The sequence below is a fragment of the Winogradskyella helgolandensis genome (genome assembly GCF_013404085.1).
In the GTDB taxonomy this organism is placed as follows: Bacteria; Bacteroidota; Bacteroidia; order Flavobacteriales; family Flavobacteriaceae; genus Winogradskyella; species Winogradskyella helgolandensis.
The window spans coordinates 3,748,716-3,764,737 of sequence record NZ_JABFHO010000001.1 but is presented as its reverse complement, the minus strand read 5'-3'; the positions used below and the strand labels follow the sequence as shown (position 1 = coordinate 3,764,737).

Below are 16,022 nucleotides of genomic sequence, written 5' to 3'. Positions count from 1 at the left end.
GTGTATTGCATTTAAAATTAAACAGACGAACGCTTTTAGTCGCTCGGTATAGATATTTATGGCATTATTTCAAACCTCAGTACTTAAGCAAAGCATTAACTTACTAGATATTATTAAAGTTGATAAAGCTTATAAAAAGTACGCCAAGTATTTCTTAAATCCAACGATACAAGACAATATACGTAGCTCTAAAGAAGAAGAATATCAAGGTATATTTCTAACCGAGTTATTTGTAAATATTTTAGACTATACATTAAAACCTAACGCAGATTTTAATTTAGTAGCAGAATATAAAAACCAAACCAATGCACGTAAAGCAGATGGTGCCATATTACATAATGATGTTGCTATTGGTGTTATTGAATTAAAAGGAACTAATACCAAAGATTTAGAAAGCATACGCAAACAAGCATTCGATTATAAAGCCAATCAAAAAGGTTGTGTATATGTGATAACCTCTAACTTCGAAAAACTAAGATTCTACATAAACGATGCAACAGAGTTTGAAGAATTTAATCTCTTCGAGCTATCACCAGAGCGTTTTGCATTACTATATCTATGCTTACAAAAGGATAATATAATTAATAATGTACCCTTAAAAATAAAAGAAGCATCTGTTGTTGAAGAAGAGCAAATTACAAAACAATTCTATAAAGACTATTCCGTATTTAAGCGTGAACTATATAGAGACTTAGTAAAACGTAACGCTAAACAGTTAAAGAATTCGTCATTGAGAGGAACAACGCAATCTCAAGAACTAAACGATGAAGACAAAGCAGAACAACTAAAACTAGAGAAAAACGTTAAATTAACCCTCTTTAAAAAATCTCAAAAACTAATAGACCGTTACCTCTTTATTTTCTTTGCAGAAGATAGAGGATTACTACCTGCAAACAGCACACAGCAAATATTAGATAAATGGAAAGATGATGTAGATTTTGGCGACGATAGACCACTATACACACTATTTAAGCAATACTTTAACTTCTTAGACCAAGGAAGAGCAGGAACATCTAAAAGAGCCGAAATATATGCCTATAACGGTGGTTTATTTAAAGAAGATAAAACACTAGATAGCTTAGAAATTGATAGTGAATTATTATACAAACACACCTGTCAGTTAGCAGCATACGATTTTGAAAGTCAAGTAGATGTTAACATCTTAGGACACATTTTTGAAAACTCACTAAACGAAATTGAAAGTGTAAATGCAGAAATTGAAGGTGGCGACTTCGATAAGCAAAAGTCAAAACGTAAAAAAGATGGGGTTTTCTACACGCCAAAATACATTACCAAATACATAGTAGAAAATACTATTGGTAAATTGTGCGACCAAAAGAAAACCGAATTAGGCTTTAAAGAAGAAGAATATTTTAAAGGCAGGAAGAACAGGAACAAAGCAACAATAGCTAAATTAGTAACTATTCTAGACGATTATAGAGATTGGCTACTACAACTGACCATTTGCGATCCTGCTTGTGGCTCTGGTGCATTTCTTAACCAAGCATTAGATTTTTTAATAAAAGAACACACGTATATTGATGAGCTGAAGACTAAAGTATTAGGTGGTGGTTTACAATTTCCAGATATAGAAAATACTATTCTTGAAAATAATATTTACGGTGTAGACCTTAACGAAGAATCTGTAGAAATAGCAAAGCTATCCTTATGGTTACGCACCGCACAACCAAGACGTAAATTAAACGATTTAAGCTCTAATATTAAATGTGGTAACTCTTTAATAGATAGTAAAGCAGTTGCAGGAGATAAAGCCTTTAATTGGGAAACACAATTTCCTAAAATATTTGAAAAAGGTGGTTTTGATGTGATTATTGGGAATCCGCCTTATGTGCCAGGAAAGAGTTTAGATGAGGTTTCTAAGAATTATTACAAGCAGAGGTATGATTTGTTAACAGGAAAATATGATTTATATTTAATATTTATAGAACAATGTTTCAATATAATTAAGCAAAATCAACCTATAGGCTTGATTATTCCAAACACTGTCCTTGTAAATGAAAACGCATATTTAATTAGAAAGAAACTTTTAAAAGATAAATTACTTTTCGCAGTACGATTATTTGATGATACTGTTTTTCCTGATGCAAGTGTGGAAAGTGTTGTGTTAATTACAAGCAATGAAGTAAATGAAGTTGAAATTATACAAAAAAATGGATTAAAGAAATCAATAGTCAAAATTATTGATTTTTTTGAAGATAAATTTTTTCGTATCCAAACAAATATTAGTCTAGTTGAATCTAATCTTTTAAATAAGATTGATGTTAATGCTACAAAACTAGGTGAGATTGTTGATATATGTATTGGTATTCAAATTGGTGGAACAGGTAAGAGTAAGAACTTTAAAGCAGAAAATATTAGTATTGAGAAAACAAAAGATTTTCAAGTTAAGTTTTTAGATGGTAAGGATTTTGTACCTTATAATATTACTTGGTCTGGTAATTATTTATCTTATGGAAATTGGTTGCATAGGAAAAGAGATGATAAGTATTTTAAAAACAATAAAATTATAATAAGGCAAATAGGGGCAACACCAGTAGCCACCGTAGATAAGGAAGGGTTTTATTTGTTAAATACTATTTATAGTCTAATTTTAAAAAATGAAGAATGGAATTTGAATTACTTATTTGCTCAAATAAATTCTAAACTAATTAAGTTTTATTGGACTAAAAGGTTTTCCGATAATAAAGCACTATTTCCAAAGATTAAAAAATCTCAATTGATAGAAATTCCTATTTCAAGGAATAATGGGAATTCCATATCTGCATTAGTCGATTCTAACCACATTTTATCAGAAAACATAAATTCAATAATAATAAAATTCCAAAACTACCTCAAACATAAATTCCAACTAGAAAAACTATCCAAAAAACTACAAAGCTGGCACGTGTTAGACTTTGGCGAATTTATAAAAGAGCTAAACAAAGCCATAAAAGCAAATAATAAACTACGAGAAAAAGCCGCGTTAATAAATTTAGGGGAAAAAGCAGGTGAGCTAAAAGAATGCACACCTTTTGCAATAGTACCAACCCTAACCAAAAAAGATGAGTTTGAGTGGTTAGACCTCTTTGAAGAAAACAAACAAAAAGCTCAAGCCCTACAAACCCAAATTAACCAAACAGATAAAGAAATAGACCAAATGGTGTATGAGTTGTATGGCTTAACTGAGGAGGAGATTAGAATTGTTGAGGAGGCTTAAAATGTTTTTATTATGAGTAGTAAAGAATCAAAAAAGGATTTTCAAACAGATTGGGCATTTGAAGATGATTTTACAACCCATGTTCATATTTCTAATGCAGAAAGTGGTTTAAATGGCTATTACTGCTTAGGCTGTAAAAAAGAAATGCAAGCTGTTAAAGGACAAATTAGAGAGCATTATTTTAGGCATCATGCAAAAGATGTAGATAAAAACAATACCGAATGTGTTGTAGCTAATCGCAAGTATAGAGAGTTAATTGCCAGAGATATTTTACAAAGATTAAAGCAATTAAAATTACCAGCGGTTTATAAATATCCGCCAAACAAAAGTGATGGCTTGCCAAGTTTACTAGAATCTGCAAAAATTATTGAAGCATCTAAAGTAAAATCAGAATTGACCTTTTATGAAGATGAAGATTGTAATGTAAAATATGGTCAGAATCCAAATATTGATGAAAGGCATTTGTTAATAAGACCAGACATAACTTTCTTTAATGAAAAACAAGAGCCTATTTTGTTAGTAGAGTTTGTTGTTACGCATAAAATAGATAATGAAAAAAGGATAAAGTTAAAACGATTAGGTTTAAATACAGTTCAAATAATTATTCCAAAAAAGCCTGAAGATGAAATAGAAAAGGCATTAAAATCAAGTACAAAAGTAAAATGGGTCTATAATGAAGTCGAAGCAAACACCAAATATATTTACGTTTCCAAGTCATCTAGTAACGGAGTATGGGAAATTGATGACGAGCAAAGAAGAATTTTCGAAGAATCTTACAAGTGCAGAGCAAACCAAATTAGCAATCTTATACGGTCAGTTAAAAGAATTATGGAATCACAACCGTACAAAAGAGCTGAACACCACTTTGAATCTGAAATATCAAGAATTGAGAGTGCTACAAAAGCAGAGCAACAGAGATTGGACGAAATGGAAGCAAGTATTGACCAAGAAGTACGAGAAGAACTTGCAGGAAGTTTCCAAGCAATTGAATCTGAAGAAGAAAAATTTAGTACAGAAGAAAAGAGTTTTCAAAGAGAATTTAAAAATTTGGAAACAAGATATCTTAACAAAAGAAGCAGTCTTGAGCAGGAGCAATCAGAACTATCAAGAGGCTATGAACAACAAGTCGTCTTTGGAGATACTGAAGACGGAATTAGAGCAGAGTCTAGAATCAGAAAAATTGACATTAAAGGAGAATCAGAGTCAATTAGAAATGCTATCGATAGAATTAGAAGAGAAATCGAAGGTCTACCAGAAGCGTTTAAACAACTTGAAATTGACGCAACAGAAAGATTTACAGCCAATAGAGGAAAAGAGGACAGCGAGCAAAAAGATATTGAACTCAAAATTGAAAACTTTGGAGACTACACTAAAGAAGAAGAAAGAAAGCTTGAACTTGAATTTGAAGAGCTTGGAGAAAAAGCAACTGCAAGAATTAACCAAAGAGATAGCAAAGGAGATTCCGAATTGTCCAAAAGAATTGAATCTGTACTTAAAGCAGGGAGAATATCAAGCAATTATGATGAAAGACTCAAAACTTACGAGAGATACAAAGTATATCTTGAACTTGCTAGAGGAGGAACTTGGAAAAAGTAATAAAACAGTAGATTGGTTTATAGGTACTTTTAAAGATAGAGTGTAGAAGAGTTAATAACACTAACCAAAAAAGATGAAAGCTTATGCATTGTTTTTGTTTTCATTAGTAATGATAAACGCTTTTGGAAGACGTGATTTTACGCTATCATCAAATCATGATTGGAATAAAGAATACGACAACCAAGCTATATTTTTGATTTGTTGTTGAGTATTATTAATGTATCTGTGAAGACCGTTGATATTGTTGATGGTTTGCCTAAACTTGAATTTGAGTAGATATGAAAGAAGAAGAATATGATAAAATTTTTAGGCTATACAAATTCATTTCAACTACATATTATAAAACCAAATAAAATTATTAACCTATTATGAGTACATTTTTAACTGGAGACGACTTAGAATGTAAGTTGACCGACATTATATGGAATGCTAAAAAGTATATAGTTTTAATCTCACCGTTTATAAAATTAGACGATCACATTAAAGACGTGTTAGAAAAAGTAAAAGACACACACCAAATAGCAGTCTATATTGTGTTTGGTAAAAATGAAGAGTTTAAGTATAGAAGTTTTAGCGAAAATGATTTAACGTTTTTTAAAGGCTTTAAAAACATCACTATTTTATATAATAAAGATTTACATGCGAAGCATTATTGTAATGAAAGCGAAGGATTAATAACTTCACTTAATTTGTATGGTTATTCTATGCTTAATAATATAGAGTATGGTGTTTATTTTCAAAAAACAATGCTAAATCCTATTGATAAACTTTTTGAAGAAACCTTTAGCTTTACTAAGGATTTAGTATATAATAAAAGTGACATTGTGTTTCTAAAAAAGCCCCAATACTCTAAAAAACTATTTGGTTTACAGAAAGTTTATCAGCAGTCAAAAATTTTATTTGATGTCTCTGAAGAGGTATTTAGTGGAAACAATTATACATCTCATAGGTTAGAAGATTTTGATTTAGAAACAGAAACATCTTTAGAGAAAAAGTATAGTGATAAACCTGAAAGGGAAAGAGCTGAATTTAAGGGTGATACAGAATTTGTCGATTTTGATATTAAAAAGGAAGACTTTAAAAGTGAAGAAAATAATCAAACTATAGGTTATTGTATAAGATCAGGTGAAGAAATTCCTTTTGATCCAGAACGCCCTTATTCATATAATGCATTTAGATCTTGGGCGTATTATAAAAACTATGACTATCCAGAGAATTATTGTCACAAAACGGGAAAACCTTCTAATGGGAAAACGTCTATGGCTAATCCGATATTAAAATGACTTCAGTAATTGACTTAATTTGTTTCAAGTGTAAGCACTGGCATGAATTTGATGATGGTTGTAAAGCCTTTCCTGAAGGGATTCCAGACTCTATTTTAATAAGAAACAAACATGCTAAACCAATTAAGAATCAGAAGAATAACTTGGTTTTTGAATGCGATAATTAAAAAGTTACTAATTTAGTCTTATAGGGTAGCACTTATTTCTAGGGATATCAACTTAAAACTATAAACAGATTGCTTGAGATTGCCACGTCCTTCGTCCTCGCAATGACGGGCTAGTAAGTAAATAAGTAAAAGAAGAAAATGATCATAACCCAACTACCAGGCACCTACAACATTATAGGAAGCAACCAAGATGAAAGCGGTATCGCTTACAAAGGCACATTAGAATTAGCCTTAAATGAACACAACAGAATAGAGGCAAAGTGGTTAATTAATAATAATCAAGAGCAATTAGGAACTGGCTTTTTTAAAGATAACATCTTAGTCATTAATTTTAACTACAAAGGAGATGATACTCATATGTATAAAGGAGTTGCAGTCTATAAATGCATTACAAAAGATCTGTTAGATGGTTTTTGGTCAGAGAAGCACGGCAACCCATTGTATCTAGGAGAAGAACGTTGTTATAGAGTAAACACACAACAACAAGAACTCATCAATTAAACACGGATGCTTAGCGCTCTGTTGTCTTTTACGTCATGGCAAGCCCAGCGAAACAACCATACAGGAGAGGTAAACATTTACAAAAAAATCCCAAGGGCAAACACCCCTAAGAGCTTCGCTCGGTACTTTCAAAACAAAAAGCTTTTTGTTTCTCAGTAATCCTCAAGGGGACAACCCTATCAATTAAACAAATAGTAAAAAAAAAGCTTTCCGCAAGCAAGTAGTCAAGTCCCCAATTCCGACAGCGTCGGAAACAACGATTTTCAGAAATAATGAGCAAGCCATACTGTTAACTTATCAAATCAAGGATTGGAAAATAAGTATTATAAAGCCCTTAAAATAATAATGTATCAGCGAATGGTACGCAGTAATTTCCTAACAAATCGTTTTGATCTTTTGGTTCGTTTTGCATCAAGGCAAAATGAACATAAGAAACAAAAAAAACTCATAGGACCAACACCCCTCAAGTCCCCTCAAGGGGACACCCCTAAATAGTAAACATATAAGTCCAATAGAATGCCACAAGAAAATAAGCAACACCCCAATTCCGACAGCGTCGGACTCAACGATTTTCAGAAATAATGAGCAAGCCATACTGTTAATTTATTAAATCAAGGATTGGAAAACAATTTTTATAAAGACCTTAAAATAACAATGTATCAGCGAATGGTACGCAGTAATTTCCTAACAAATCGTTTTGACTTTTTGGTTCGTTTTGTGTCAAGACAAAATGAACATAAGAAACAAAAAATCTCAAGGACAAACACCCCAAACACCCCTAAGAGCTTCGCTCGGTACTTTCAAAACAAAAAGCTTTTTGTTTCTCAGTAATCCTCAAGGGGACACCCCTAAATAGTAAACATATAAGTCCAATAGAATGCCACAAGAAAATAAGCAACACCCCAATTCCGACACAGACTGAAACAACAATTTTCAGAATAACCGAAGCAAGAGCCATATTGCATGAGCTGTATCTTAGAAATAACGTTTCCAAACACTTAAGGAATACAATAAAACAATTAGGAATACAAGAAAAGAATACGAGTTCAAAATATCCTTAATAAAAGCAATTAAACAACAACCTCAAATTACCATTGATCAGAGTAGTTCCGACAGCGTCGGACTCAACGATTTTCAGAAATAGTGAGCAATAAATAAAGTTAAGAATCCGAATCAAGTATTAGCACTCAAAATACAGTAATAAACAAACAACCTCGATGACTTGGCGAGCGGTGCTTGCAATTTCCTAACAAATCGTTTTGACTTTTTGGTTCGTTTTGTGTCAAGACAAAATGAACAGACTTAAAATAAAAGATTGCGGCGTTCTGTGTCCCTCGCAATGACAGAATCAAAAGTAATCGAGTAAACATAAAAAGTCATTATACATAAAAAAACAAAAGCAATAAAAAATCCCGTACAGCATAACCATACGGGATTATCAAAACAATTCAGCTAAAAGCTAATAGCTAAAGGCTAAAAGCCTACAACCAATTACCCAACAGCAGCAATCTTCATAGAATGCCCTTGAGCTAGCTCATAAAGATCACCATTGACCTCCTGCAAAAACACAATAGCAGTACCAGCAAATAAAGCCGTAGTGACAGGTATAGGTGCATAAGCTGTCAAATCCACAGTCAATACAGTATCACTACCAACCATCCCAATTAGGGGTATAGGAGCACTATACATAACATCACCAATGGCATTTGGGGTATCTTCTACAGGTTCGTAAGATTTCATAGCGGTATCCCACTCGTAATTACTAACATAACCTGCCGCCAAGGCAATCTTACAATGCGTGGCACCTTCTGGAGTCCTAATGTAACTGTCTGTATTAAAATCAGGAACAGTCCAGGTAACCGTATCACGGTCAACATTCATAACAGGTCCATCAGAAGGAGCATTAAACTGGCTATCAAAGGGCTTCGAAATATTAAAGTTAAACCCAATAAAAGGTTCTGGGTTATCAACGATATTAATAACACGCTCACCACGAAGGCCAGTACCATTATTAACAATACTTCGCATTTTACCAGTAATTCGGCTACTAACATAGCTATCACTAACCAGTCTCACAATAGAGGCAAAGGCACCTCGTAAGGCTTTACCACTTCGTACAGAACCTCCAAACTCTTGGTTATTTTCGCGCGTTCGTTTAAACGCAGGGTCATTCTGTATTCTATTTTTACTAACACGGCTCTTCGTTTTTACAAAACTTTCTCCGTTTTTTCTAAAGAAGGTCAACCCATCCAAGGTACCTTCTAATCTAATAAATGAATTATTTTTAGCCATGGTTTCTAGTTTTATGACACGTATAGCCATGGCATATTAAAGCTATACATGTCTGGTTAAGTACCCAAAACGATTTTGGGCCACAATAATAAATGTAGGGATTACCAATTCTAAGGTTAAATTAGAATCGCGAGCCTTCTATAAAACCGGTTATTATAGTTAACAATTGATCATGTTGTTAAGTGGCTAGGGGTCAAGCATATAAAAAAATAAACAAACCGTAAACAGTTCATTTTGAAGTATTTATATCAAAATCACGAATTTCCCTAAAATTTTTTAAAATTCAAGCTCAAAAATCCTCTTAATTTGAATTATTATTAGAGCTATCCGATATAGTGTTGAAAAATTCGTAAAAATGCAATAAGATGAAAAACGGTATATGTAAGGTGTTGTTATGTAGTGTTTTGTAATTTTTTCTTGAAAGGAGCTCCTCCGTATCTCCTCCGTATCTCCTCCGTATGTACTCCGTATATAATCCGAGTAATGTAATAAATAACATTACGCACAAAAAATCCCATACAGCATAACCGTACAGGATTGATCAAATTTTTTAGCAAGTCTCTAAATATTAAGCAATAACAACATCTAGTAATTAACGCTTATCATTAGCATTTGCCCATTCCTTATAATGCTCAAACTGTCCATCATCAAGAATATCCTCTAAGATATCAGCTTCAGCATCTATACGATCGTTTGCCGAAAGCTTTTCATAAGGATTCTCAGTATTAGAGGTCATCCAATTGGATAGTGCAGTTTCATAAAGCTGTTGCTGTTCCTCGCTTAGTTCAAATTGTGCATATAAACGCATCTGGCGTTCCGGATCTTTAAGATTCCAGTTTTGGTCTATGTCACCGGTTTTTTCCTCGTATGTATAAACGTCTTCTTCAAAATTCCCGTCCTGTTCGTAATTCCGAGTATCGGTGAGTTCTTCATTCATGGGGTTTCTAGTATCCGTACTTTCTTTTGAGGTTTCATTTTTACAGGAAAAAGAAACGGTCAATAGCGCTAAGGCTATAATGTGATATGTCGTTTTCATAAGATTATTTTTTAAATTCACTTTAAATATACAGGTATAGAAGGCCATGTTTTAACTCAAACCATTTAAATGTTAATCAGTTACGTAAGGTTGCCTTTTTAGTGCAGTTTTGAAGTTGTACGCCACCGAGTAACGACTTCAACTAAAATTGATTTTATGACAGCAATGGCTATAACGAAGACTATTGGGGTGTAGATTCGGTACTGGTTTTAACCATAAGGCATGCAGATCCTTATATATCCCTCTAGGAAAAGGGGACTGATGCTTTAGTCTCGTTTTTTCTTGAACTAAAAAAAAACTATATTTAGCGCTTTAGCTATCCGCTAAGGATTCACAGGTAAACAAAGTATGAAGCGTATTGTAAGGGGTATCGTTATTCTATTTAGTATGGTGCTCAGCGCACAACAAACAGAGCGATTAGACAGTTTGTTAATTGAAGGCATTTCCGCCCGAAGTAATAAGGACTACGCGACCTCTTTAGAGTTATTAACCGAAGTGCGTACCGTTGCCGAAGATAACCATTGGTACAAACAACAGTTCTTGGCCTTAAATAATATTGGAGCCAATTACTATTCCATGTTAGATTACGGTGAGGCGCTAGACAATTATTTAGAAGCTTATACCATTGCTTTAAAACACCTCGATGAAAATGAGGAAATGACGGTTTTAAACAATATTGCTATTCTGTATAGCAAAGAAGGTGAGCCAGAGAAAGCGGAAGCCTATTTTTATAAGGCGTATCTCATGGCAATAGAACACGACGATACGATTAAAACAGGACTTTACGCCGTTAATTTAGGACTAGCGGCTAATGAACTCAATAAATTAGATGAAGCCCTAGCGTATTTAGAGGAAGCAAAAGAACGTCTTAAAGGTCGTGCTAACTTAATACTTTTAGTAGATATTGCATTGGCTGAAAACCATTATAAGCGTGGTGATTTAGAGACGGCCGAAACCTTGGCTAAAACACTATTGCCGAGTTTAAGCGCTATAGAATTTACCGAAGAAAAGATCTCTACACTTACCGTATTGTCTAATGTATATCAAGAAAGAGGAGATCTCAATACCGCTATTACCTATGCAGAAGCGGCGCGTGAAGCAGCTATAAATCCAGATCTTAAAATCTCAACCTATGAGCAATTGTCCAAACTGTATAAAGCCAAAGGCTTAATGGAGGCTGCGCTTGTTGCCAAAGACTCAATAATAGCACTAAATGAAACCCTGTCAACGATTAAGAATGGGCGCTTTTTTGAGGCGAATAAGGTGAAGTTTGAAATTGCTAACTACCGTCGCGAATTACAACAAAGTAGTGCAGAGCAACGCGAAGAACGTGCACGACTCTATACCTTGTTAGGCTTTTGTGCTTTGGTTATTGTGTTAATATCTTGGGCCTTGCGGAATAGTTTTATTAAGAACAAGCAGCGCAAAATACTACACGACCGAAGTCAGGAAATCATAGCCTTAGAACTCGAAAAAGAGAAGAGCGATAACTTGGTGTTAGAAAAGCAATTGCATGCTAAAGAGGCTTTTTTAATGTTAGAACAAGAAAAGCTTAAAAACGAAATTGAAACCAAAAACCAAAAGTTGGCGGCAAAAGCCTTACAGATTTCTAGTAGAAATGAATTGCTGAAGGAGGTGATTAATTCGTTGTCTAGTCAAACCGAGATTTCCAAGAATGTCTTTCTTACCCGCAAAATAAAAGAGCTAAAAAGTTTACTGAAAAATGATAATGAATGGGAAAGTTTCTTAAAACATTTTGAAGAAGTCAACCAAAATTTTATTTCCGAACTCAAACGACGCCACCCAGAATTAACAGCAAATGACATCCGTTACATCAGTTATTTATATATGGATCTTACCAATAAAGAGATTTCGTCGCTCTTTAACATCACCGCTGTCGCCTCTAGAAAACGAAAAGAGCGCATAAGTCAGAAAATGGGACTCTCTGAGAGTTCGGACTTATATCGTTATTTGTCAGATATTTAGGTGTTAATGTCACACTATTTATTTTTGCTGTCGCACTAATTGTTTGAAAAATTTAGTAATTGTGATTAGTATTGGAGAATATTGAAGTTCACTAAAACGATTCATTATGACAAAAACAATTACACGCTTTTTATTGGTACTCGTCTTTGCAGTACAACACACTTTTGCTCAAGTTGAAATTACGGGTTCTACTGATTACGGTAGAATATTTGACCTAACTTATGATGCTAACATACCCAACAAGATTTACGGCATTACCTTAGGAAACCATATTGTGGTTTCTGAAGATAACGGAGCCACTTGGTCTGTTTTGTACTCTTTGGACATCGTCTTAAGTGCAAGAATTGAGCAGTTAAAACTATCAGCCGATGGTACAAAACTTACTTTTTATATCTATACAGGAATTACTACAGAAAATGCAGTAGTAGTTTATGATTTAGCAACAACATCTGTGGAAAATGTAATTGCACTACCAAACCAAGTTGATCTTGCTTATGTTGAATCTTACGATTTTTATGATTCCGATATGGACGTTCTGTTAGTTAATACAGGTTTTCCTGTCGGGTTTCTTAATGAGGGCAAAGCCTTTTATACGTCTGATGGAGGTATCACTTGGGATATGATTTATTATACTAACGACTACGATACGGTTTTTTTGAATGAGGTTGCCATAAGTCCTTCAGATCCAGATACTATTTTTTTAGCCAGAGGTAATGGTAGTACGGACATTGATGGTGGTTTATTTGTATCTAAAGATGCAGGGCTAACTTTTACAGAAGCGTTAGCAGGCATCAATTTAAGTACTATAGCCTTTGATCCTTCAGATGATCAAACGATTTATGTAGGTACAGGTATTAGTTTTGGAACTTCTCCAGAAAATTTATATAAATCTACAGACGGAGGTACAACGTTTAGTGTAGTGCCTATTACTTGGACATCAGGTATATTAAACAATATTGTAAAAATTAAATTTAATGATAACAACCCGTCACAGATCATTATTTTAGAGGAAAATGAATTAGTTATTTCAGAAGATGGAGGTACTACCTTTATCAATTATGTTTATCCAAACGATAACACCGACAGTTACTATTACGGTTTAAATGCCAGCTATAACCCACAGAACTCGGATGAGATTGTGATTAGTTCTAATTATATTCCATTGTTCTCCAACGATGGAGGTGAGATGGTTAGTGCTATTGCTAACCCTTACTTTGTAAGTACAGGTACTAATGCTGTCTTTTCGGATGTTAACAATTCTAGTTTATACTACGGTGTGCAACAAGGTTTGGTACATAGAGACTTAACTACAGGAGAAGATACGGCTTACAATTTGATGCCTTTAAATTCGTTTTCTACAGGAGGTACAAGCTATTTTATCGATGACTATGTTGCTAATCGTGTTTTTAGTTTTAGTTCAAGCTTTTTTGGAAGTGCTTTTAATATAAGTACAGATAATGGTTTAACCAGTACACAATTACTAAGTGTGTTTACTAATAGAGTCTCGGCATTAGCGACCTATCCTTCAAATACCGATGCTATACTTGTGGCTTTTGCAGGTTATGATCCAGGTGAAACCCAATTAAAAAAGATTGATTTTAGTGATTTAAACAGCGTAGTTATAACCGATATTATTTTACCAACGGTAGATTATATCAATGGCATTGTTATCGATGCTAGTGGCACTATTACGTTGTCTTTAGGCACTGAGGTGTATGTGTCTACAGATGATGGCAGTACTTGGGTGGCGAATACTACAGGTTTAGAAGTATTAGAAGCTACAGATGCCATTCTCGATTTACAAGAAGATCCTTTAACGCCAGGTACTTTTGCAATGGCGACTAACAAAGGTGTTTTTATGTCTACTGATGGTGGTGCTACTTGGGCTCAAAAATCTACAGATATTATTTATAAAGTGGCATTTTCAACTGAAACTGTAGGTGCTATGGTAGCGACGACATATACTAGTGTGTCTACCTTATTTGAATTGCATTATTCTATAGATTATGGAGAGACGTGGACTACACTTTATAACGATCAATTGTTAAGTGTCGGTTCTGCTTCTTCATCTTATCAATTTGAGGATGACGCTGTGACAGTGTATGTAGGGACTTTTGATATTGGGCTTATGGAATATAGTATAGATCTTGAGGTATTAGGAACACCTGACTTTACAGAAGATGATAATACGATGGCCATTTATCCTAATCCGACGTCAGGAGTGCTTCACGTGGATTTAAAAGAGGCAGCAGTGACTCAGATTACGGTGTATAACTTATCTGGAGCAAAAGTAATGTCCTTTAAAGGAAGCGAAACACTTGATATTTCTAATCTTGCATCAGGAATCTATGTTTTACGTATACAAGATTCTAACAATGTGGTCGGTTTTAAACGTATTGTAAAGCAGTAATTACTAATATATTCCCTTATTATTAATTGCGCTACAAGAGCCCTCATAATTTTTCATGAGGGTTTTATGTCTTAAACTATTCATTTTATTGTTTAGCTTTAATTGGGTTGATATTTAAACGAATCTTTGCAGTAGTGTTTAACTCTAGTAAAGGTTCACAATGCTAGGGCATTGTTGAGGGCTTTTTATGCTTTTGTTATACTCGTTTAGCTTCGCTGAATCTTCTGATGGTGAGCAGTACAATAGTAAAAGTCAGCAATGCTAGGGCGTTGCTTTGGCCTTTTTTTTAACAATTGGTTGTTTTTTGAGATTTATAGAATTTTCGCAGTGTGAGTTTTGCAATAGTAAAAGTCTACAATGCTAGCGGATTGCTATGGACTTTTTATTAAGATTGATAATTTAGTTTCGAGATTTATAGAATCTTCGCAGTGTGAGCTTTACAATAGTAAAAGTCTACAATGCTAGCGCATTGTTATGGCCTTTTAATTAAGATTGATATTTTAGTTTCGAGATTTATAGAATCTTCGCAAGGTGAGCTTTACAATATTAAAAGTCTACAATGCTAGCGCATTGCTATGGCCTTTTTTTATGCTTTTGCGCTTTTGTTATACTCGTTTAGCTTCGCTGAATCTTCGCAATGTAAGCTTTACAATAGTAAAAGTCCACAATGCTAACGCATTACTATGGCCTTTTTATTAAGATTGATAATTTAGTTTCGAGATTTATAGAATCTTCGCAGTGCGAGCTTTACAATAGTAAAAGTCTACAATGCTAGCGCATTGTTATGGACTTTTTTTATGCTTTTGCGCTTTGAAGCGAGCTTCGGCGCAACGCATAAAAAAAGTCCAGCACTTTCGTGCTAGACTTTTACTGCTGTAGCGAGAACGAGATTTGAACTCGTGACCTCTGGGTTATGAATCCAACGCTCTAACCAACTGAGCTACCTCGCCATAATTCGCAATTCACATATAAAGGATTAAATAAGCCATTTGAACATGTGCGTTATTGCGGCTGCAAATATAAAAACAAATTTTACGACAGCAAACAATAAAAAGTAAAAAAAAATAAATTTATTTAAAGTTTAAAACTCAACTATAATTGTATATATTGAGCACATAATACAATGCAATATGGACGATAAAGAAAAATACGAAATGGAGTTTGTGATTCAAGCATCACCAGCACTAATATATACTTATATATCAACACCGTCAGGCCTATCAGAATGGTTTGCCGATAACGTTAACTCCCGTGGAGAATTATTTACTTTTATCTGGGATGGCTCAGAAGAACAAGCAAAATTATTAAGTAAGAAAAGTGGCGAACGTATTAAGTTTCGTTGGCTAAGTGATGATGAAGAGGGCTCAACATGCTATTTTGAAATCCGAATTCAAGTCGATGAGATCACAAAAGATGTCTCTTTAATGATTACAGATTTTGCTGAAGACGATGAAATTGAAGAGGGGAAAATGCTTTGGACTAATCAAATTTCTAGCCTGAAACAAGTTTTAGGTTCAGCATAAGCGCTAAGAAA

At 34.0% G+C, this 16,022-nt stretch carries 10 protein-coding genes and 1 tRNA gene; 8 read left to right on the top strand and 3 right to left on the bottom strand.

The window, feature by feature from the left end:
* Window positions 1–58 precede the first annotated feature (58 nt).
* From HM992_RS15945 to HM992_RS15925, 5 genes are all read left to right on the top strand, one after another.
* Window positions 59–3,217, top strand: coding sequence for an Eco57I restriction-modification methylase domain-containing protein (locus HM992_RS15945; protein WP_179320365.1), 3,159 nt, complete (start codon window positions 59–61; stop codon window positions 3,215–3,217).
* A gap of 12 nt (window positions 3,218–3,229) precedes the next feature.
* A complete protein-coding gene (locus HM992_RS15940) occupies window positions 3,230–4,813 on the top strand; it encodes a hypothetical protein (RefSeq protein WP_179320364.1) in 1,584 nt (527 codons plus the stop codon).
* A 368-nt stretch (window positions 4,814–5,181) separates the two neighbouring features.
* Window positions 5,182–6,096, top strand: coding sequence for a phospholipase D family protein (locus tag HM992_RS15935; protein WP_179320363.1), 915 nt, complete (start codon window positions 5,182–5,184; stop codon window positions 6,094–6,096).
* Window positions 6,093–6,263 carry a cytoplasmic protein gene (locus tag HM992_RS15930; RefSeq protein ID WP_179320362.1) on the top strand — a complete coding sequence of 57 codons (171 nt, stop codon included), beginning with the start codon at window positions 6,093–6,095 and terminating at the stop codon, window positions 6,261–6,263. Before HM992_RS15935 ends, HM992_RS15930 begins: the two co-directional genes overlap by 4 nt.
* A gap of 138 nt (window positions 6,264–6,401) precedes the next feature.
* Complete coding sequence (locus HM992_RS15925) at window positions 6,402–6,764, top strand: hypothetical protein (protein ID WP_179320361.1); 363 nt, start codon at window positions 6,402–6,404, stop codon at window positions 6,762–6,764.
* A 1,491-nt stretch (window positions 6,765–8,255) separates the two neighbouring features.
* Here HM992_RS15925 and HM992_RS15920 read toward each other — a convergent pair.
* Together HM992_RS15920 and HM992_RS15915 are read right to left on the bottom strand one after the other, a co-directional pair.
* Window positions 8,256–9,056, bottom strand: coding sequence for a hypothetical protein (locus HM992_RS15920; RefSeq protein ID WP_178984109.1), 801 nt, complete (start codon window positions 9,054–9,056; stop codon window positions 8,256–8,258).
* 592 nt (window positions 9,057–9,648) lie between these two features.
* Entirely contained in the window at window positions 9,649–10,092 is a 444-nt protein-coding gene (locus HM992_RS15915; RefSeq protein ID WP_178984110.1) for a hypothetical protein, read from the bottom strand.
* Between the two features lie 348 nt (window positions 10,093–10,440).
* Between HM992_RS15915 and HM992_RS15910 the strand changes: the two genes are divergently transcribed.
* Together HM992_RS15910 and HM992_RS15905 are read left to right on the top strand one after the other, a co-directional pair.
* The gene (locus HM992_RS15910; protein WP_178984111.1) at window positions 10,441–12,078 is read left to right on the top strand and encodes a tetratricopeptide repeat protein; all 1,638 of its coding nucleotides are present in this window, start codon (window positions 10,441–10,443) and stop codon (window positions 12,076–12,078) included.
* Between the two features lie 106 nt (window positions 12,079–12,184).
* The gene (locus HM992_RS15905) at window positions 12,185–14,488 is read left to right on the top strand and encodes a T9SS type A sorting domain-containing protein (RefSeq protein ID WP_179320360.1); all 2,304 of its coding nucleotides are present in this window, start codon (window positions 12,185–12,187) and stop codon (window positions 14,486–14,488) included.
* A gap of 876 nt (window positions 14,489–15,364) precedes the next feature.
* Here the strand turns inward: HM992_RS15905 and HM992_RS15900 are convergent.
* Window positions 15,365–15,438: transfer RNA gene (locus HM992_RS15900), tRNA-Met, on the bottom strand.
* Window positions 15,439–15,618: 180 nt separating this feature from the next.
* On the opposite strand from HM992_RS15900, the gene HM992_RS15895 reads away from it, so the two are divergent.
* Complete coding sequence (locus HM992_RS15895) at window positions 15,619–16,011, top strand: START-like domain-containing protein (RefSeq protein WP_178984113.1); 393 nt, start codon at window positions 15,619–15,621, stop codon at window positions 16,009–16,011.
* Window positions 16,012–16,022: the final 11 nt, after the last annotated feature.